Origin of the sequence: Ruegeria sp. R13_0 (assembly GCF_017743995.1) — a bacterium.
Lineage (GTDB): Bacteria > Pseudomonadota > Alphaproteobacteria > Rhodobacterales > Rhodobacteraceae > Ruegeria.
Genome location: NZ_JAGHRB010000010.1, coordinates 75009 through 93112, shown reverse-complemented (window position 1 = coordinate 93112; position 18104 = coordinate 75009). Strand labels below are relative to the sequence as shown.

General features: G+C 60.8%; 19 protein-coding genes. 8 read left to right on the top strand and 11 right to left on the bottom strand.

The genetic code is table 11. The features are described from left to right. Nucleotides 1–4: 4 nt before the first annotated feature. The 6 genes from J7394_RS14405 to cysE all read left to right on the top strand — a co-directional run bounded on the left by J7394_RS14405 (nucleotide 5) and on the right by cysE (nucleotide 7151). Nucleotides 5–637, top strand: coding sequence for a DUF2460 domain-containing protein (locus tag J7394_RS14405; protein ID WP_209253948.1), 633 nt, complete (start codon nucleotides 5–7; stop codon nucleotides 635–637). Further along, nucleotides 637–1524, top strand: a complete 888-nt coding sequence (locus J7394_RS14400) for a DUF2163 domain-containing protein (protein WP_209253946.1) — start codon at nucleotides 637–639, stop codon at nucleotides 1522–1524. Before J7394_RS14405 ends, J7394_RS14400 begins: the two co-directional genes overlap by 1 nt. Then, nucleotides 1521–1967 carry an NlpC/P60 family protein gene (locus J7394_RS14395; protein ID WP_209253944.1) on the top strand — a complete coding sequence of 149 codons (447 nt, stop codon included), beginning with the start codon at nucleotides 1521–1523 and terminating at the stop codon, nucleotides 1965–1967. Before J7394_RS14400 ends, J7394_RS14395 begins: the two co-directional genes overlap by 4 nt. After that, nucleotides 1967–5908, top strand: coding sequence for a glycoside hydrolase TIM-barrel-like domain-containing protein (locus J7394_RS14390; protein ID WP_209253942.1), 3942 nt, complete (start codon nucleotides 1967–1969; stop codon nucleotides 5906–5908). The genes J7394_RS14395 and J7394_RS14390 overlap by 1 nt, the downstream gene beginning before the upstream one ends. 5 nt (nucleotides 5909–5913) lie before the next feature. Further along, complete coding sequence (locus J7394_RS14385) at nucleotides 5914–6210, top strand: hypothetical protein (protein ID WP_209253940.1); 297 nt, start codon at nucleotides 5914–5916, stop codon at nucleotides 6208–6210. Nucleotides 6211–6341: 131 nt separating this feature from the next. Next, nucleotides 6342–7151, top strand: coding sequence for a serine O-acetyltransferase (gene cysE / locus J7394_RS14380; protein ID WP_209253938.1), 810 nt, complete (start codon nucleotides 6342–6344; stop codon nucleotides 7149–7151). A 3-nt stretch (nucleotides 7152–7154) separates the two neighbouring features. On the opposite strand, the gene J7394_RS14375 is transcribed toward cysE, so the two are convergent. The 7 genes from J7394_RS14375 to pgk all read right to left on the bottom strand — a co-directional run bounded on the left by J7394_RS14375 (nucleotide 7155) and on the right by pgk (nucleotide 13268). Beyond that, nucleotides 7155–7394, bottom strand: a complete 240-nt coding sequence (locus J7394_RS14375) for a hypothetical protein (RefSeq protein ID WP_209253936.1) — start codon at nucleotides 7392–7394, stop codon at nucleotides 7155–7157. Nucleotides 7395–7542: 148 nt separating this feature from the next. Next, a complete protein-coding gene (locus tag J7394_RS14370) occupies nucleotides 7543–8847 on the bottom strand; it encodes a pyruvate dehydrogenase complex dihydrolipoamide acetyltransferase (protein ID WP_209253934.1) in 1305 nt (434 codons plus the stop codon). Between the two features lies 1 nt (nucleotide 8848). Beyond that, nucleotides 8849–9109, bottom strand: coding sequence for a hypothetical protein (locus J7394_RS14365; RefSeq protein ID WP_170374009.1), 261 nt, complete (start codon nucleotides 9107–9109; stop codon nucleotides 8849–8851). After that, nucleotides 9109–10482, bottom strand: coding sequence for a pyruvate dehydrogenase complex E1 component subunit beta (locus tag J7394_RS14360; RefSeq protein ID WP_209253933.1), 1374 nt, complete (start codon nucleotides 10480–10482; stop codon nucleotides 9109–9111). Before J7394_RS14360 ends, J7394_RS14365 begins: the two co-directional genes overlap by 1 nt. A gap of 15 nt (nucleotides 10483–10497) precedes the next feature. After that, nucleotides 10498–11487, bottom strand: coding sequence for a pyruvate dehydrogenase (acetyl-transferring) E1 component subunit alpha (gene pdhA / locus J7394_RS14355; RefSeq protein ID WP_209253930.1), 990 nt, complete (start codon nucleotides 11485–11487; stop codon nucleotides 10498–10500). A 129-nt stretch (nucleotides 11488–11616) separates the two neighbouring features. Beyond that, nucleotides 11617–11916, bottom strand: coding sequence for a septum formation initiator family protein (locus J7394_RS14350; RefSeq protein WP_170458795.1), 300 nt, complete (start codon nucleotides 11914–11916; stop codon nucleotides 11617–11619). A gap of 161 nt (nucleotides 11917–12077) precedes the next feature. Beyond that, nucleotides 12078–13268, bottom strand: coding sequence for a phosphoglycerate kinase (pgk, locus tag J7394_RS14345; RefSeq protein ID WP_209253928.1), 1191 nt, complete (start codon nucleotides 13266–13268; stop codon nucleotides 12078–12080). Nucleotides 13269–13400: 132 nt separating this feature from the next. Between pgk and J7394_RS14340 the strand changes: the two genes are divergently transcribed. Beyond that, entirely contained in the window at nucleotides 13401–13907 is a 507-nt protein-coding gene (locus tag J7394_RS14340) for a peptidylprolyl isomerase (RefSeq protein WP_170374004.1), read from the top strand. Next, complete coding sequence (locus tag J7394_RS14335) at nucleotides 13900–14454, top strand: peptidylprolyl isomerase (protein ID WP_209253926.1); 555 nt, start codon at nucleotides 13900–13902, stop codon at nucleotides 14452–14454. Before J7394_RS14340 ends, J7394_RS14335 begins: the two co-directional genes overlap by 8 nt. 57 nt (nucleotides 14455–14511) lie before the next feature. Here the strand turns inward: J7394_RS14335 and aqpZ are convergent, their stop codons facing one another. The 4 genes from aqpZ to J7394_RS14315 form a co-directional block, all read right to left on the bottom strand. Continuing rightward, entirely contained in the window at nucleotides 14512–15198 is a 687-nt protein-coding gene (aqpZ, locus tag J7394_RS14330; protein ID WP_170458789.1) for an aquaporin Z, read from the bottom strand. Nucleotides 15199–15290: 92 nt separating this feature from the next. Then, nucleotides 15291–16106 (bottom strand): zinc-dependent peptidase, encoded by an 816-nt coding sequence (locus J7394_RS14325; protein ID WP_247748230.1) that lies wholly within the window; start codon nucleotides 16104–16106, stop codon nucleotides 15291–15293. Between the two features lie 125 nt (nucleotides 16107–16231). Next, nucleotides 16232–16732: a polymer-forming cytoskeletal protein gene (locus tag J7394_RS14320; protein WP_170676405.1), complete on the bottom strand. Its 501-nt coding sequence runs from the start codon at nucleotides 16730–16732 to the stop codon at nucleotides 16232–16234. Further along, nucleotides 16722–18050: a M23 family metallopeptidase gene (locus J7394_RS14315; RefSeq protein ID WP_209253922.1), complete on the bottom strand. Its 1329-nt coding sequence runs from the start codon at nucleotides 18048–18050 to the stop codon at nucleotides 16722–16724. The genes J7394_RS14320 and J7394_RS14315 overlap by 11 nt, the downstream gene beginning before the upstream one ends. Between the last annotated feature and the right edge of the window lie 54 nt (nucleotides 18051–18104).

Sequence of the window (18104 nt, the reverse complement as noted above, 5' to 3'; positions counted from 1 at the left end):
GAAGATGAATTTCCACGAGGTGAGGTTTCCCGCCAGCCTGAGCTTTGGCTCGGTTGGTGGGCCCGAGCGGCGCACGGATATCGTGACACTGGCCAACGGGTTTGAGGAACGCAACACGCCCTGGGCGCATTCGCGCAGGCGCTATGATGCCGGGCTGGGGATGCGGTCGCTGGATGACATCGAAACGATGATTTCCTTCTTCGAGGCGCGTCAGGGCCAGATGTACGGGTTCCGCTGGAAGGACTGGTCGGACTACAAGTCCGGCTCGGCCACGGCTGACGTCGATCACGGCGATCAGGTCATCGCGCGCGGCGACGGAGAGCGTACCGAGTTTCAACTGGTAAAAACCTATAGCTCGGGCGGGGTCAGCTATGTGCGACCGATCACCAAACCCGTCCTTGGTACGGTGCGTCTGGGCCTTGATCAGGACGCCATGCGCGAAGGCGTCGACTATGAGGTCGATCTGGCCCGTGGGGTGGTCACATTCGTGGCCCCTCCGCCCGAGCAAGTCGAGATCACGGCGGGGTTCGAGTTTGACGTGCCGGTGCGTTTCGACACCGACAAGATCCAGACCAGCGTGGCCAGCTTTCAGGCCGGGGATGTACCGAATGTCCCCGTGGTCGAGGTGCGCGTCTGATGGGTGGGGATACTCAGGCACTTCAGACCCATCTACAAAGCGGTCTGACCACGGCGTGCCGCTGCTGGGCGATCACCCGCAAGGACGGTCAGGTCTTTGGCTTCACCGATCACGATATGGAGCTGCGGTTCGACGGGCTGACCTTTCGCGCCAGCACCGGCCTGACCGCAGCCGCCATCGAGCAGGCCACCGGGTTGTCGATTGATAATTCCGAGGCGATGGGCGCGCTGTCCGATGCCTCGGTCCGTGAGGATGATATTGAGGCCGGTCGCTTTGACGGGGCCGAGGTGCGCGCCTGGCTGGTCAATTGGGCCGCGCCCGAGCAGCGTGTGCTGCAGTTTCGCGGCTCGATTGGTGAGCTGCGCCGGGCAGGTGGAGCCTTTCACGCAGAACTGCGCGGGCAGACTGACCTGCTGAACCGCCCGCTGGGGCGGATCTATCAAAAGCCCTGCACAGCCGTCTTGGGGGATTCCGCGTGTCGATTTGCCGTAAGCCAGCTCGGTTATCAGGTCGAGGCTGAGGTCTCCGGCTTTGACGGAGGCACGTCGCTTCGGCTGCTCGGCGGGACCTCCTCTGACGAAGCCTGGTTCGAACGGGGGCGGCTGGATGTGACCTCGGGCTCGGCAAATGGGCTTTGGGGGTCGATCAAGCAGGACCGGCGGACGGAAGACGGGCGCGAGATCACCCTGTGGGCCAGCATCGGTGGTGGATTGGCCGTTGGAGACCGGGTGCGCCTGACCGCTGGTTGCGACAAGCGAATGGAGACTTGCCGGTTGAAATTCAACAATTTTCTGAACTTTCAGGGTTTTCCGGATCTTCCGGGCGAAGACTGGGTGATGGCGGTGCCAAAGAAAGGCAATGCGAATACAGGCGGTAGCAGACGATGACGAAACGCAAGCAAAATATCGTTGACACCGCACGCGCGTGGCTGGGCACGCCTTATGTGCATCAAGCCTCGGTTCGCGGGGCGGGAACGGATTGTCTGGGCCTGCTGCGCGGCGTGTGGCGCGAGGTGATCGGGCGCGAACCCGAGGCGGTTCCCATCTACAGCATGGACTGGTCCGAACCGCAGGGTGAAGAACGCATGTGGGCAGCTGCGCGCAGGCACCTGAGCGAAAAGCCCTCAGCTGAAATGGCCGCCGGAGATGTGCTGCTGTTCCGGATGCGGGACAGCGGCGTTGCAAAACATCTGGGCATCGTCAGCAGCATCGGCGAGGTGCCGCGCTTCATCCATGCCTATTCCGGACATGGCGTGGTCGAAAACGCCCTGAGCGACCCCTGGCGCCGCCGGGTGGTCGCCTGTTTTGAATTCCCGTTGGAGGCTCGCTGATGGCTACTATTCTTCTTTCCGCTGCAGGGGCTGCGTTGGGCGGCTCGATCGGCGGCACTTTGGCCGGTCTGTCCACTGCCATTGTCGGGCGGGCGGTTGGGGCCACGCTGGGCCGCGTGATCGACCAGCGCTTGATGAGCCAATCGGTCATGGGCAGTGGCAGCGAAGTGGTCGAGACCGGCCGCATGGACCGTTTCCGCCTGACCGAAACGGCCGAGGGCGCCCCTGTGGCCACGGTCTTTGGCCGAATGCGCGTAGGTGGTCAGGTGATCTGGGCCTCGGACTTTCTGGAGACCCGGACCACTAGCACGCAATCCTCAGGCGGGGGCGGCAAGGGTTCGCCGAAACCGCCCAAGGTGACGACTACGACCTACAGCTACTCGATCTCTCTGGCGATTGCGGTCGGTGCGGGCGAGATCGCCGATGTGACACGCGTCTGGGCCGATGGTGAGGAGCAAGAGCGCGCGAGCCTGAACATCCGTGTCTATCACGGGACGCAGGATCAACTCCCCGATCCCCTGATCGAGGCCATCGAAGGCACCGGCAATGTCCCGGCCTATCGCGGCACGGCCTATGTGGTGATCGAGGATTTCCAGCTGGCGTCCTTTGGCAACCGGGTGCCTCAGTTCTCGTTCGAAGTGGTGCGCCCCACACAGCCCGAAATGCCGGATCACGTGTCCGCGCTGGGCCAGATCGTCAAGGGTGTCGCCCTGATGCCGGGTACTGGCGAATATGCTCTGGCCAGCACGCAGGTGAACTATTCCCAAGGGCGTGGGCGCAGTTGGGCGGCCAATGTCAACTCGGCCTCGGGTGAGCCGGATCTGGTCACCTCGACCAAAGCGCTGGCGCGTGAGCTGCCGGGCTGCGAAGCGACATCCCTGATTGTGTCGTGGTTCGGGAATGACCTGCGCTGCGGAGACTGTCAGATCACGCCCAAGGTGGTGCGCGATGACATAGATGGTGTGAACATGCCGTGGGTCGTGTCGGGCCTGCGGCGCCATACGGCCGAGGTGGTCCAGCATCAGGATGACCGACCCGTTTACGGAGGCACCCCGGCGGATGGCGCGGTTGTGCAGGCGATCCAGCATCTGAAGGAGAGCGGCAAGGATGTAATGTTCTACCCGTTCATTCTGATGGATCAATTGCAGCAGAACGGCTTGCCCGACCCCTGGTCGGACGGAGAGCAACCGCATCTGCCCTGGCGCGGACGGATCACGCTGGACGTGGCTCCGGGGCGCGATGGGTCGCCGGACCAGACAGCCGACGCCGACGCGCAGGTGGCCGCGTTTTTCGGGGCGGCTCAGGTCAGCGATTTTGGCATCAGTGCAGGGCAGGTGACCTATTCCGGCCCGGAGGAATGGGGGCTGCGTCGCTTTATCCTGCACTATGCCACCCTCTGCCAGATTGCAGGTGGCGTAAGTTCCTTTTGCATCAGTTCCGAAATGCGGGGTCTGACGCAAATTCGCGGAGAAAACGGCTTTCCTGCCGTCGAACAACTGCGCCAGTTGGCTGCGGACGTGCGCCAAATTCTCGGGCCGGATACCAAGATCGGTTATGCAGCGGATTGGAGCGAATATTTCGGCTATCAACCCTCGGGGACAGGAGACAGGTTCTTTCACCTCGATCCCCTTTGGGCGGATGAAAATATCGACTTCGTCGGTATCGATAACTACATGCCTCTGTCCGATTGGCGCGATGGTGAAGATCATCAGGATGCCGATGCCGGGTCGATCTATAATCTGGACTACCTGCGCGCCAATGTCGAAGGTGGTGAAGGCTATGACTGGTACTATGCGTCGCCCGAAGAGGCCGAGGCGCAGATTCGCACGCCGATCGAGGACAGCACCCATGATGAGCCGTGGATCTGGCGCTATAAGGACCTGCGGAACTGGTGGTCGAACTGGCATCACGAACGGATTGGCGGCGCTCGCCAGAATGATCCGACCGATTGGGTGCCGGGGTCCAAGCCGATCTGGTTCACGGAGCTGGGCTGCGCGGCCGTGGATAAAGGCACCAACCAGCCGAACAAGTTTCTCGATCCCAAATCCTCGGAATCGAGCCTGCCACCGCATTCCAACGGCCTCAGGGATGACTTCATTCAGGTGCAATATCTGACGGCAACGCTGGGCTACTGGTCCGAGCCGCAGAACAACCCGGTATCCGAGATCTATGACGGCCCGATGTTGGACCTCTCCAACGCCTATGTCTGGGCCTGGGACGCGCGCCCTTATCCCACCTTTCCGAACCTGCGAAGCCAATGGGACGATGGCGAAAACTACGCCCGAGGGCATTGGCTGAACGGTCGATCCGGCGCGCGCACGCTGGCCTCGGTGGTGACCGAAATCTGCCATGGGGCAGGGGTTACCGATATTGATGTCTCGCAGCTCTATGGCGTGGTCCGGGGCTACGCGGTCGAGGACGTCTCGGACGCGCGTTCGGCGTTGCAGCCGTTGATGCTGCGCTATGGGTTTGATGCGATTGAACGGGACGGTGTTCTGCGGTTCCAGACACGTGATGGGTTTGGTGCTGTGGCGCTGGATCCGGATCATCTGGCTGTCAGCTCCGATCTCGACGGCACCGTGGAATACCGTCGCGAGGCCGAGGCCGAGATGACCGGACGTGTCCGCCTGCGCTTTGTTCAATCGGATGCCGATCACGATCTGGTCGCGGAAGAGGCCGTTCTTCCCGACGCGCAGACCCATGCGGTTGCCGTCAACGAGATGCCCCTGTCCATGACCCGTGCCGAGGGTCGCCAGACCGCCGAGCGCTGGCTCAGCGAGGCGCGCGTGTCCCGTGACACCGCCCGGTTTGCCTTGCCTCCCTCTCTGTTGCATCTGGGGGTCGGAGACGTGGTTCGCCTGTCTGAACAGGACGGCAGCGCGCTCTACCGTATTGACCGGTTGGAAAAAGCCGACCTGCAGCTGGCCGAGGCGGTGCGGATCGAACGTGGCGTCTACACGGCCAACGGGTTGCAGGACGATCCGGTCGCGATCCGGCACTTCGTCGCCCCTGTGCCCGTCGTGCCGGTGTTCATGGACCTGCCGCTGTTGACGGGGACAGAGGCTCCGCACGCGCCGTATCTCGCTGTCTCGGCCGATCCCTGGCCCGGTAGCGTCGCCGTCCATGCCTCGGCCAGGGATGAGGACTATGCGCTGCGCGACGTCATTTCGGACCAGGCGGTGATGGGCTTTACGGAAACGCCGCTGCGTCGCGCCTCAGCCGGAATCTGGGATGAGGGCGCCCCCCTGCGGGTCAAGCTGATTGATGGCATTCTGGAATCCCGTCCGCGTACTTCCTTGCTGAACGGGGCCAATCTGGCGGCGATCGGCGATGGAACGCCAGGCAATTGGGAGGTATTTCAGTTCTCTGATGCCGCCCTGCAAGAGCCGGGCGTCTATGCCCTCTCCGGTCGCCTACGTGGTCAGCTGGGAACGGACGCACTGATGCCAGACGTCTGGCCCGAAGGGTCAACCTTTGTCCTGCTGGATGAGCGTGTGGCGCAGACCAGCCTGTTGCCGAGTGAACGGCGTGTGGCCCGGCACTTTCGGATCGGTCCGGCCTCGCGCGGGTATGACGACCCATCTTACGAGTATCTGGTCGAGGCTTTCGACGGGAATGGCCTACGCCCTTACGCGCCGGTGCATGTGTCTGTGCAGGCCGCGTCGGATGAGGATACGTTCAGTTGGATCAGGCGCACGCGGATCGAAGGGGATGACTGGGCGGGTCTGGATGTCCCACTGGGCGAGGAAAGCGAATCCTACCTTATCCGTGTGCGGGCCAATGGTGCTTTGATTCGTGAAGAGATCGTGCCTGAACCGCGCTGGGCATATGCTGCTGCTGTGAAGTCCGCCGATGGCCTGACGGGTGGATATGCGGTCGAGATCGCGCAAATCTCGGCCATATATGGCGCCGGCCCTGCAGCGCGTATTCAGGTCGCGTAAGACCTGTGCGCCCTGTCCTCCACGGAGATGTCAGCGCTGCGGCACGGGCCTTGTTGGCCGTGCCGCAGTGCAGCCGCCGAACGCTCTGCATCAAGATGGTGACCGAGGCTGAACTGGCCGACCGCCATGTCCAGCGCACCGGGCGGCTGCATCCGGTATATGGCAACGGATCCCTGATGACAGCCGCCCGCACGCGGGTGCTGGCGGATGAACCGGGCTTTGATGATCCGACCTATTGCCAGTGTTTTGAGATGGTTTTGCGCCAGTTGATACGATTTCAGACCCGGCGGGCGTTGGGCTAGCCTCTTGTAGTACCAAGAGGCGCCAGCCCCCTCCTGGAACATATTCATTTTGGTTAAGTTACAGATCACGGGTTTGCGTTTGGCGTTTTTGCCACTAAATGGCATGCTAGGCGCAGCAAAGGATCAAAGCCATGTTTGAAAAGCGCAGCCACGTGACCCCCGTCGACCCGGTCTGGAACCGGATCACGACCGAGGCCCATACCGCCGTTGAGCAAGAGCCCCTGATGGGCGGGCTGGTGCATGCCTGTATTCTGCATCACCGCAGCCTTGAGCGGGCATTGTCGTACCGAGTGGCGGCCAAGCTGTGTTCGAACGAGATGTCGATGATGGTCCTGCGTGAGATCGTGGACGAGGCCTATGCCGACGATCCAAGCTTGATTGAGGCCGCGCGCGCGGACCTGATGGCCGTTTACGAACGCGACCCAGCCTGCCACCGCCTGCTGCAGCCGATCCTCTATTTCAAAGGCTATCAGGCGATGCAGGCCTATCGCGTGGCCCACTGGTTGTGGCGTAAGGGTCGACATGATCTGGCCTATTTCTTCCAGATGCGCTCGTCCGAGATTTTCGGCATCGACATTCACCCCGCCGCCAAGATGGGCAAAGGGATCATGATCGACCACGCTCATTCCATCGTGATTGGTGAGACTGCTGTGGTTGGTGACAATGTCTCGATGCTGCATTCCGTGACACTGGGCGGGACCGGCAAGGAAGAAGAACAGCGCCATCCCAAGATCGGTGATGGCGTTCTGATCGGTGCCGGGGCTAAGGTTCTTGGCAACATTGAGGTCGGCCACTGCAGCCGGATCGCCGCAGGATCGGTGGTGCTGCAAGAGGTTCCCGCTTGCAAGACAGTTGCCGGCATCCCGGCCAAAATCGTGGGCGAGGCGGGGTGCGATCAGCCCTCAATCTCGATGGACCACATGCTGGGCAAGGACCAATAAAGCTCAGTTCGAGCGGTTGTTCTTTCGGTTCAACCGCTCCTGCCGCCTTTGCTCCCGCCGTGCCTTGCGCTCGTCAACGCGTTTCTGGCGCTCGGCTTTTTGCTGGGCGATCACGGCGGGATCACTGGATTTGAACCTGGAATTCTCACCCGGATAGCTGTTGGGTTTTGCGAATGCCGTGTTCGCCGCAGTCGCTGTCGCTGCAACGATAAGCAAAGCCTTGGTCAAATCAGAAAAGCGCATGGGCCACCTTTGGTTTTCAAAACCGTCTGATCCAAAGGTGGGAGGGTGCGGTTGCGGAAGCAACCTATGGGGCGATCACGCTTGCTCACATCGTGGCCGTGATCGTGAGAGCACCCGCCGAGGTCGGACCCCGGCGGGCAGAGTTTGATCAGGCCAGCATGACCATCGGATTTTCAAGGTTTTCAACGATGGCTTGCAGCAACTGGGCCCCAAGCGCGCCGTCGATGACCCTGTGATCCACCGACATCGTGACGGACATCACGGTGGCGACCGTAAGCTCTCCGTCTTCGCCGACAACGGGCTTTTTCAGGCCTGTGCCGACCGCAAGAATACCGGCATGCGGCGGGTTCACGATGGCGTCGAAATTGTCGATGCCGAACATGCCGAGGTTCGAAACTGCAAACGTGCCGCCTTGATATTCATGCGGAGCCAGCTTGCGTTCGCGGGCGCGACCAGCAAGGTCCTTCATCTCGGTCGAAAGAGCAGAAAGAGACTTGGTGTCGGCATCCTGCAGGACTGGAGTGAACAGACCGCCTTCGATCGCAACCGCAACGGCCACATCAGACGGTTTCAACTGCAGCACGCGGTCGCCCGCCCAGACTGCGTTGCATTCGGGCACCTGCTGTAGCGCGTTGGCGACGGCTTTGATGATGAAGTCGTTAACGCTGAGCTTCACGCCCCGACCTTCCAGCTGCTTGTTCAACTGGCTGCGGAATTTGAGCAACGCGTCCAGTTTGATATCGCGGCGCAGGTAGAAATGCGGGATGGTCTGCTTGGCCTCGGACAGGCGCGCGGCAATGGTCTTGCGCATGCCGTCGAGCTTGATTTCCTCGTAGTCGCGACCCTCGTACATCTTGGCCACGGCATCTGCCGATGGGCCAGCCGGTGCCGCCGCTGCGGGCGTGGCTGCTGCGGCAGGGGCCGGAGCGGCTGCTGCTGGCGCTGCGGTTGCGCTTTCGACATCCGCTTTGACGATGCGACCATGAGGGCCCGAGCCAGTGATTTGTGCCAGATCGAGGCCCTTTTGCGCCGCGATGCGACGGGCCAGCGGTGAGGCGAAGATACGACCACCATCGGCTTTGGCAGGCGCTGCCGGGGCAGGGGCGGGCGCCTCGGATGCCGCTGGCGCGGCGACCTCGTTACTCGCGGCGGCTGCAGGTGCAGCCGCTGGGGCCGCTGCCGGTGTTGTGCCAATATCATCGGCGCTTTCGCCATCTTCCAGCAGAACTGCGATGGCAGTGTTGACCTTGACCCCTTCGGAGCCTTCCGGGATCAGAATCTTGCCGATGGTGCCTTCGTCAACAGCCTCGAACTCCATCGTGGCCTTGTCGGTTTCGATCTCGGCCAGCAGATCGCCGGAGGAGACGGTGTCGCCCTCTTTGACCAGCCATTTGGCAAGGGTGCCTTCCTCCATGGTCGGAGACAGGGCGGGCATTAGGATTTCGGTGGGCATTTCAGCGCTCCTCAATCAGAGTAATTTGGTCAAAGGGCGCCTTGGGGCGCCCGGTGCCGCGTGCGAGCGTCGCGATCGCAGCCTCGATTTTTTCTTTGTTCTCCGCCATCCAGACATAAGCGGTCTGGTGCGATGGGCGCGCGCCTATCAACCGCATATCCGCCGCCAATCGCTCGGGCACAAGCGCCCGTACGATGCGGTTGTCGATGTCAATCTCGACACGGTAGCATTCGGTTGCTGGATCGCGGCCCCTGATCTCCATTACCGGTAGGTCACCTGTTTGACGGCAGCGATCACCTCATCCGTGGTGATCAGGGCCAGCTTTTCGAGGTTCGCGGCATAGGGCATCGGAACATCCTTTCCGGTGCAGTTGATGACCGGCGCGTCGAGATAGTCGAACGCCTCTTGCATCACGACCGAGCTGATGTAGCTGCCGACCGAGCCTTGCGGCCAGCCTTCTTCGACGGTCACAAGACGGTTGGTTTTCATCACCGAGTTGATGATCGCGCCAGTGTCCATCGGACGGATGGTGCGCAGGTCGATGACCTCGGCGCTGATGCCCTCTTCGGCCAGTTTGTCGGCGGCTTCGAGGGCATACTGCATGCCAATGCCGAAGCTGACGATGGTCACGTCCGAGCCTTCGCGCCAGATGCGGGCCTTGCCCAGAGGAATGGCTAGGTCATCCACTTGCGGTACGTCGAAAGTGCGTCCGTAGAGGATTTCGTTTTCCAGGAAGATCACTGGGTTGGGGTCGCGGATCGCCGATTTCAGAAGACCTTTGGCGTCGGCCGCCGAATAGGGCATGACAACTTTCAGACCGGGGATCTGCATGTACCACGCGGCATAGTCCTGTGAGTGCTGCGCTGCCACGCGGGCGGCGGCACCGTTGGGGCCACGGAACACGATAGGGCAACCCATCTGACCGCCGGACATATAGAGCGTCTTAGCGGCGGAGTTGATGATCTGGTCAATCGCCTGCATGGCGAAGTTGAAGGTCATGAATTCGACGATTGGCTTCAGGCCACCAAAGGCTGAACCAACCGCGATACCGGCAAAGCCATGCTCTGTGATCGGGGTATCGATCACGCGTTTGGGGCCGAACTCGTCCAAAAGACCCTGGCTGATCTTATAGGCGCCCTGATACTCGGCGACTTCTTCGCCCATCAGGTAAACATCTTCGTCACCGCGCATTTCTTCTGCCATCGCATCGCGTAGTGCTTCGCGGACGGTTTCGGACTTCATCTCGGCATCTGCGGGCCAATCCGGCGACAGGTCCACAACCGGAGCGGCCGGGGCGGCAGCTGCAGGAGCGGGGGCCTCAACCGCCGCAGGGGCGGCCTCGGTCACCGCTGCGGCTGCGGGGGCAGCCGCGGGCAGGGCGGAAGCGTCTTCGCCTTCTTCCACAAGGATCGCGATGGGGGTGTTGACCTTGACCCCTTCAGTGCCTTCGCTGATCAGGATTTTGCCGACGATACCTTCGTCAACGGCCTCGAACTCCATCGTGGCCTTGTCGGTTTCGATCTCGGCCATGATGTCGCCGGAAGATACGGTGTCGCCTTCCTTGACCAACCATTTGGCCAGCGTGCCCTCTTCCATCGTGGGCGAAAGGGCGGGCATGAGAATTTCGGTTGCCATGTCTTATTCGTCCTCTCAGGCGTAAATATCTGTCCAGAGCTCGTCCAGCGACGGCTCGGGGCTTTCTTTCGAGAATTCGGCGGCTTGGTTCACGACTTCTTTGATTTCTTTGTCGATCGCCTTGAGGTCATCCTCGGTCGCATGTTTGCCGGTCAGCAGCAGCTCGCGCACATGTTCGATCGGGTCGCTTTGCTCGCGTACCTTCTGAACCTCTTCGCGGGTGCGGTACTTGGCCGGGTCGGACATTGAGTGGCCACGGTAGCGGTAGGTTTTGACCTCAAGGATGTAGGGGCCTTTGCCTGCTCGGCAGTGTGCGACAGCCTTTTCGCCGGCGGCTTTGACGGCCAGCACATCCATTCCGTTGACGATCTCGCCGGGGATGCCGAACGCCTCGCCCCGGACATAGATGTCAGGCGAGGAGGTCGAGCGAGCCTGCGCCGTGCCCATCGCATATTGGTTGTTCTCGATCACGAAGACGACCGGCAGATCCCAGAGGGCGGCCATGTTGAACGTCTCGTAGACCTGACCCTGGTTTGCTGCGCCATCACCGAAATAGGTGAAGGTCACGCCGCCGTTCTCTTTGTACTTGTCCGCAAAGGCCAGACCCGCGCCCAGTGGGACCTGAGCGCCAACAATGCCGTGGCCGCCGTAGAAATGCTTCTCTTTGGAGAACATGTGCATCGAGCCGCCTTTGCCCTTGGACAGACCGCCCTCGCGCCCGGTCAATTCGGCCATCACGCCGCCCGGATCCATGCCGCATGCCAGCATGTGGCCGTGGTCGCGATAGGAAGTGATGCGTTTGTCGCCTTCTTTCGCAGCAGCCTCAAGGCCGACAACAACCGCCTCCTGTCCGATGTAGAGATGGCAGAAACCACCAATCAGACCCATACCGTAAAGTTGCCCCGCCTTTTCTTCGAATCGACGGATCAACAGCATTTCGCGGTAGTAGGTTTTCAGCTCTTCCGCAGAAACGTTTGGTTTCTTTGTGGTTTTTCGCGCGGCCATTGTGGCGATCTCCCCCTTTCGGACAGATAGTTTAGCGTTAAACTATCTTTTAGAGCATTTCTTGCGATCTGGCGAGCGTAAATATGACGCAGCGTAGCTTTGCGCAATTCGTGCAGGGGGAGGAAGAGGTTAGCGGATGACGATTTCATCCGCGCGGATCATGCCCAGAACGGATCGGGCCTGTTGATCCAGTAGGTCGAGATCAAGGTAATTGTCCGAAAGACGGCGGGTGAGGTTTTCCATCTCGGCGATCTCAGCTTTGAGCGCCGCGAGGTCGCGTGACAGGGCGTCCCGTTCCGCCGAAATCTCAACCCGTCGGAACAGGCCATAGTCTCCTTGCACGGCGGCGAAGGTGAAGTACACACCCAGCATAAAAGCCACCGAAAAGAAAAACACTGCGCCCAAACCGGGCCGATGGGAACGGGACACTCTGTTGACCGCCGTATGAAGTCTGCCTCAATAACGGGCCCTTTGTGGGCCTCTGATTGCACTATGTCACAGGTGATTCGGGATGTGAATCCCCTGATTCGCAAAAATTGCGTGGTTGAGTCAGATTGTCTTACGGCACGCGTGGAAGCGCGCCGCGATGATCACTGGTCCAACGCCGCGACGCCGGGCAGGGTCTTGCCCTCCATCCATTCAAGGAAGGCTCCGCCTGCAGTCGAGATATACGAGAAGTCCTTGGCTGCGCCGGATGCATTCAGCGCGGCAACGGTATCCCCGCCACCTGCGACCGAGATCAACTGACCCGCGCGTGTCAGCGCCGCGGCTTTCAGGGCGGCGGCGTTGGTGGCGGCGTCAAACGGCTCCAACTCGAACGCGCCGAGTGGGCCGTTCCAGATCAGGGTCTGGCTTTTGCCGAAAATCTCGGTGATGGCGGCAACGCTTTCCGGGCCTGCGTCCAGGATCATGCTGTCTGCGGGACACTGATCGGCGGGCAGAACCTGATGCGGGGCGTTTGCTTCGAATTTCTCGGCGATCACCACATCGACTGGCAGCAAGATAGTGCAGCCGGATGTTTCGGCCTTGGCCAGAATCTCCGCCGCGGTGTCTTTCATCGCGGTTTCGGCCAGCGATTTCCCGACATCAACGCCCTTGGCGACAAGGAACGTGTTCGCCATACCGCCGCCGATGACCAGATAGTCGACCTTGTCGATCAGGTTGCCCAGCAGCTCCAACTTGGTGGATACTTTCGCGCCACCAACAACGGCTGTCACAGGGCGTTTAGGTGCGCCCAGAGCGCCCTCCAGCGCTTCAAGCTCGGCCTGCATCAGGCGACCGGCGCAGGCGGGTAGCAAACGGGCCAGCGCCTCGGTCGAGCTATGGGCGCGGTGCGCGGCCGAGAACGCGTCATTGCAATAGATATCGCCCAGACGCGCCATGCCAGCGGCCAGATCGGGATCGTTCTTGGTCTCAGCCGCATGGAAGCGGGTGTTTTCCAGCAGTAACACCTGACCGGACTGCAAGGCGTCGGCAGCCAGTTCAGCCTCAGTGCCCACGCAATCGGCGGCGAACAGGACCTTCGCGCCGAAAGCAGACTCCAAGGTCGGGACAAGTTGGTTCAGCGACAGGCTTTCACGTCGCTCACCGCCGGGACGGCCGAAATGGGCCAGCAGGATGGGTTTGCCACCGGATGCCAGAATGTGCTGCACGGTGGGAACAATACGCTGAATACGGGTGGCGTCAGTCACAACACCGTCAACGACCGGCACGTTGATATCTACGCGCACCAGCACGCGTTTGCCGTTCAGGTCCATATCGTCCAGTGTTTTCCAGCCCATCGCGCAATCCTCGTGTTTTGATACCCTTTGGGCGGTTCTTTTCCTGCATTTTGCCCTCAGGTCAATGCGTCACTTGGCATTCAGGCGCTTGGCGCATAGGTATTTGCGCAAGACAAACGACAGGAGGGCCAGATGGCCGAGATCAAGGATCCCGAAAACACAATCATCATCGAGCTGAAAGACGGCAATGTCGTCATCGAGCTGCTGCCCGACGTGGCACCTCTGCACAGCGCCCGGATGAAAGAGCTGGCCCGTGGGGGTGAGTATGACAACGTGGCCTTCCACCGTGTGATTGACGGCTTCATGGCCCAGACCGGCGACGTCCAGCACGGCGACATGGAAGACGGGTTCAACATCCGCATGGCAGGCACTGGCGGGTCGTCGCTGCCGAACGTTCCCGCGGAGTTCTCGAAACTGCCGCATGACCGGGGAACTTTGGGCGCGGCGCGCTCGCAGAACCCGGACTCGGCAAACTCGCAGTTCTTCATCAACTTCAAGGACAACCACTTCCTGAACGGTCAGTACACGGTTTATGGCCGTGTGATCGACGGGATGGAGCATGTAGACGCTATTGTACGGGGTGAGCCGCCTGCGAGCCCGGACCGCATGATCAGCGTCAAGGTCGCGGCAGATGCATAAGCTCGCCGCCGCTTTTGTCCTGCTGGCCAGCCCCGCGCTGGCCACCGGGCTTCAGATCGAGGTTGAGGGTGAGGCCAATGGCACCATCACCGTCGACCTGTTCGAAGATGTCGCACCCAAGCACGTGGAACAGATAACCGCGCTGGCCAACGCAGGTGAGTATGACGGGGTCGTCTTCCACCGCGTGATCGAAGGGTTCATGGCCCAGACCGGAGACGTTCAGTTTGGCAACCAGACCAAGGACAGCTTCAACGTTGCCAATGCAGGTCGTGGCGGCTCGGACCGTCCTGACCTGCCGGCCGAGTTCTCGGACATCACCTTTGATCGCGGTGTGGTCGGCATGGCGCGGTCTCAGAACCCCAACAGCGCGAACTCGCAATTCTTCATCATGTTCGAGCCGGGACCGTTTCTGGATGGCCAGTACACCGTTGTCGGTCAGGTCACGGACGGGATGGACGTGGTCGATACGATCAAACGCGGTGCGGGTCAGAACGGCGCCGTTGTCGGCCAGCCTGACGCGATGAAAAAGGTCACTGTGACCGAGTAACGAAAAACCCCGGCGCAGGCCATGCGCCGGGGTTTTCTTGTGGGCTAGGGACTGAAATCAGTCGTCGCCCATTGCTTTCCAGATCAACGCTCCGATTGCACCCCCGATCAGCGGAGCGACCCAGAACAGCCACAGCTGTGCAAGGGCAGGGCCATCGGCAAACAGGGCCACGCCCGTGGACCGTGCCGGGTTGACCGACGTGTTGGTGACAGGGATCGAGATCAGGTGGATCAGGGTCAGGGCCAGACCGATGGCAATCGGGGCAAAGCCCGCAGGCGCTCCGCTGGAGGTGGCCCCCAGAATGATCACGATGAAGAACGCGGTCAACACGATCTCGATCACCAGCGCGGACATCATGGAATACCCTTCGGGTGACGCCTCGCCATATCCGTTTGAGGCAAATCCGCCCACGCCTTCAAAACCGGGCGCGCCGCTGACGATCACATACAGTACCACCGCTGCCGCAATTGCACCCAGCACCTGAGCGACCCAATAAGGCAGTAGGTCTTTGGCGGGGAAGCGCCCACCGATCATCAGGCCGAGGCTGACCGCGGGGTTGAAATGCCCGCCCGAGATATGGCCCACCGTATAAGCCATGGTCAGAACGGTCAGGCCGAAGGCGAAGGATACACCAAGCCACCCAATGCCGACATCAGCGACCCCTGCCGCCAGAACCGCGCTGCCGCAGCCCCCCAGAACCAGCCAGAACGTGCCGAAGAATTCGGCCATGAGTTTTGATGACATGAAAAGTCCTCCGTAAATCAATGAGGACCAGAGTAATTCAAAAACCGTGATTTGTGAAACTTGCGTTTGGGGGAATTTTCACGGCCTGCGCGTCAGTTAGGCATGTCACCCCATGTCGCGGGATCGAGATTGAACAGCGCGGACAGCTGTTCGTAGACCTGTGGCACAGCCTTTTGCAGGGCGTGAGGGCGCTCAAAAAACACCTCGACCGAGACGGCAAAGAACTCCTCATGCCCCTCGGCGCCGTAAGGGTCGATGACGGTGCGTTGCCCAGCCTCTACTGCCGCGACATGGTCGGAATAGGCCGTTAGAAAGACCTTTTCCCACTCAGCATAGCTCTGTCCCTTTGCCAAGACCGGAACGCCATTTGTACCGCCCGACAGGTCGTCGATCTGGTGCGCGAATTCGTGGAACACCACGTTGTGCCCGTCATGGTCATTCATCGCGCCCTGTTTGCTATGCGCCCACGACAGGATCACCGGACCACGGTCCCAGCTTTCGCCGGTTCGGATGATCTCTTTCTCGGTCACGACATAGCCGCTGCGCCTTTGTTGCCGAGACTTGAAGGCGTTGGGGTAGATCAGAACACTCGTCAGATTGTCGTACCAGGTGTCTGTGTTCACCACGAGCAGACAGGCTTGCGCGGCGATGGACAATTGCATCTCATCGGTGACTTCCAGCCCGTCGCAACCGTAAAAGCTCACCTGTTCCAAAAACAGGTTGATCTTGCCATCCAGTTTCTCACGCAGGTCGGCGGGAACACGTTGGAGGATGGGGACCTGTGCCGCGATGATACGCCGGTCGTCGTCGCTGAGCGGCTCGGCCAGAAGTGCTGCGCGCGCCTTTTTCTTGGACCAGGACCAATACAGAAACGCGCCTGCGACGGCTGCGACGAGAGTAAAAAACATCCACATGGGCGGAGTTTAGCCGTATCAGTTCAAGCTTGGAACTGGATTCAGAGGAACGCCTGCAGTTGAATCGAAAACGCCGCAGGATGACCTGCGGCGATTCAAAAATCCGGGTTGGATTTGCTTTACTGTTTGACTTCCGCGGCCGGGTTGGCACCCGGTTTTGCGCCACGGCCAGGGTTCAGGGGATCGTCCTGACGCTGAACCGAACCTTCGAAATGCGCGCCGCTTTCGATGGCGATTGTCTTGTGGATGATGTCGCCTTCGACCCGTGCGGTCGAGGTCAGGCGGACCTTCAGGCCACGCACGCGGCCCACGATGCGGCCGTTGACCACGACGTCGTCTGCAGTGACTTCGCCTTTGATGGTCGCGGTTTCGCCGATGGTCAGCAGATGCGCGCGGATGTCGCCTTCGACAGTGCCTTCAACCTGAATGTCACCGGTTGTTTTGATGTTGCCGGTGATGTGCAGGTCCGAAGACAGGACCGACGCGGGCGGCTTGGGCTTAGGCGCCGTGCTGGCCTTGGGTTCGGAAGGGGCAGGGGCCGCCGGAGTCGCCGGAGCAGCAGGTTTTGCCGCCTCAGATTCCTTGGATGCGGGCTCGTTGATTTTGCTCTTAGAAAACATTTCTCGCAGCCTTGATGTAAGTCATTGGGTTTACAGGTTTCCCGTTCACGCGCACCTCATAGTGCAAATGCGTGCCGGTGGACCGTCCGGTGCTACCCATATCAGCAATATGATCCCCGCGCGAGACCCTTTGACCGACCTTCACACGGATCTTGGTGTTATGAGCGTAAAGTGTCTCAATCCCGAAGGCGTGCTTGATCTTCACGAGGCGTCCAAAGCCAGATTGCCAGCCGGCATGAGTGACCACACCATCTGCGGTTGCAAAGATATCGGTGCCCTGGGGACCCGCGAAATCGACACCATTATGCATCCGGCGCCCGCCCGTCTTGGGGTCGCGGCGGGTGCCGTAGCCGCTGGTAAACCGCACAGCGGAATGTACCGGGTTCGCAAAGGGCGCTTTTTCCGCCGCTAAGCGATACAGGTTCAACTGATCCATTTGTTGCAGAAGCTGGTTTGCGCGCACCTCGTCGGCCGAGAGGTCACTCTCGCCGCGGGTGCTCAGGGATAAAGGGGTCAGCGGACCGCCCATACCGCTATATCCGCGCCGCACCTCTTCGATGATGCGGTCTGTGGGCATGCCTGCCTGACGGAACATCTTGTCCAGAGGCTCGACCGAGATCACCATCGCCTCTTCCAGCTGGCGGAAAATCTCGTCACTGCGTTCTTGCATCAGCCGGATTTCAAGCTCCAGATCATCGCGCTGGTCCAGCGCATCACGCGCGTCGGCTGCGATCTGGTCCCGCTCTTCCGCGGTGCGGGTCAGAGCGTTGGTCATGAATTCCATCTGCGACGGGGCCGAGGCGGCCACGACATAGGCGTCCGTTGAATCCGCATCCTGTTGCATCTTCGCCAGCTCGCCACGGGCCTCTTCTCGTTGCTTCATCGTTGCGCGCAGCGTGGTCTGGATCACCTCGATCCCGGTCTCCAACTCGCGCCGACGGTTTTCCGAGGCCAAAAGCTCGGACTGCATCGCCGAGACCTGCGCCAGTGCAGCGTTGAACCGGTCCTGCGCGGCCAAGGCTTCCTGCGCGCGGGCGTCACGTTCGGCGGACAGGATGTTGAGACGTTCTTGATAGGTGGCCTGATCGCGTTTGGCTTGCTCGCGGAAGTTGCCCGACCCGATGCTGTCCATCAGCAGAACCGCAGTGGCGACGGCGGTCCAGCCAACCATGACGGCCACACCGGCCACTGCAGCAATCTGCGTTTCCGAGCTGAGCCGGATGTACCGTGTGTCTTTGTCAGATTTCAGAAAAACCCGGCGCTCCGGGAAATGCCGTTCGAGCAGCGAGTGAAACTTAATTGCCAGACGTGTTCTCACGCGTCCTACCTCTCATCCCCAAGATCGGGACCGGTCGTGGTGCAGTAGCCGTCC

What these genes read in the sequence shown, in the direction of transcription:
- pdhA (WP_209253930.1), bottom strand. Translation starts at nt 11,487, where the DNA reads ATGGCCGCGCGAAAAACCACAAAGAAACCAAACGTTTCTGCGGAAGAG.
- J7394_RS14370 (WP_209253934.1), bottom strand. Translation starts at nt 8,847, where the DNA reads ATGCCCACCGAAATCCTAATGCCCGCCCTGTCTCCGACCATGGAGGAA.
- J7394_RS14360 (WP_209253933.1), bottom strand. Translation starts at nt 10,482, where the DNA reads ATGGCAACCGAAATTCTCATGCCCGCCCTTTCGCCCACGATGGAAGAG.
- J7394_RS14335 (WP_209253926.1), top strand. Translation starts at nt 13,900, where the DNA reads ATGCATAAGCTCGCCGCCGCTTTTGTCCTGCTGGCCAGCCCCGCGCTG.
- J7394_RS14405 (WP_209253948.1), top strand. Translation starts at nt 5, where the DNA reads ATGAATTTCCACGAGGTGAGGTTTCCCGCCAGCCTGAGCTTTGGCTCG.
- J7394_RS14395 (WP_209253944.1), top strand. Translation starts at nt 1,521, where the DNA reads ATGACGAAACGCAAGCAAAATATCGTTGACACCGCACGCGCGTGGCTG.
- J7394_RS14400 (WP_209253946.1), top strand. Translation starts at nt 637, where the DNA reads ATGGGTGGGGATACTCAGGCACTTCAGACCCATCTACAAAGCGGTCTG.
- aqpZ (WP_170458789.1), bottom strand. Translation starts at nt 15,198, where the DNA reads ATGTCATCAAAACTCATGGCCGAATTCTTCGGCACGTTCTGGCTGGTT.
- J7394_RS14390 (WP_209253942.1), top strand. Translation starts at nt 1,967, where the DNA reads ATGGCTACTATTCTTCTTTCCGCTGCAGGGGCTGCGTTGGGCGGCTCG.
- J7394_RS14375 (WP_209253936.1), bottom strand. Translation starts at nt 7,394, where the DNA reads ATGCGCTTTTCTGATTTGACCAAGGCTTTGCTTATCGTTGCAGCGACA.
- J7394_RS14320 (WP_170676405.1), bottom strand. Translation starts at nt 16,732, where the DNA reads ATGTTTTCTAAGAGCAAAATCAACGAGCCCGCATCCAAGGAATCTGAG.
- J7394_RS14325 (WP_247748230.1), bottom strand. Translation starts at nt 16,106, where the DNA reads ATGTTTTTTACTCTCGTCGCAGCCGTCGCAGGCGCGTTTCTGTATTGG.
- J7394_RS14365 (WP_170374009.1), bottom strand. Translation starts at nt 9,109, where the DNA reads ATGGAGATCAGGGGCCGCGATCCAGCAACCGAATGCTACCGTGTCGAG.
- pgk (WP_209253928.1), bottom strand. Translation starts at nt 13,268, where the DNA reads ATGGGCTGGAAAACACTGGACGATATGGACCTGAACGGCAAACGCGTG.
- J7394_RS14340 (WP_170374004.1), top strand. Translation starts at nt 13,401, where the DNA reads ATGGCCGAGATCAAGGATCCCGAAAACACAATCATCATCGAGCTGAAA.
- cysE (WP_209253938.1), top strand. Translation starts at nt 6,342, where the DNA reads ATGTTTGAAAAGCGCAGCCACGTGACCCCCGTCGACCCGGTCTGGAAC.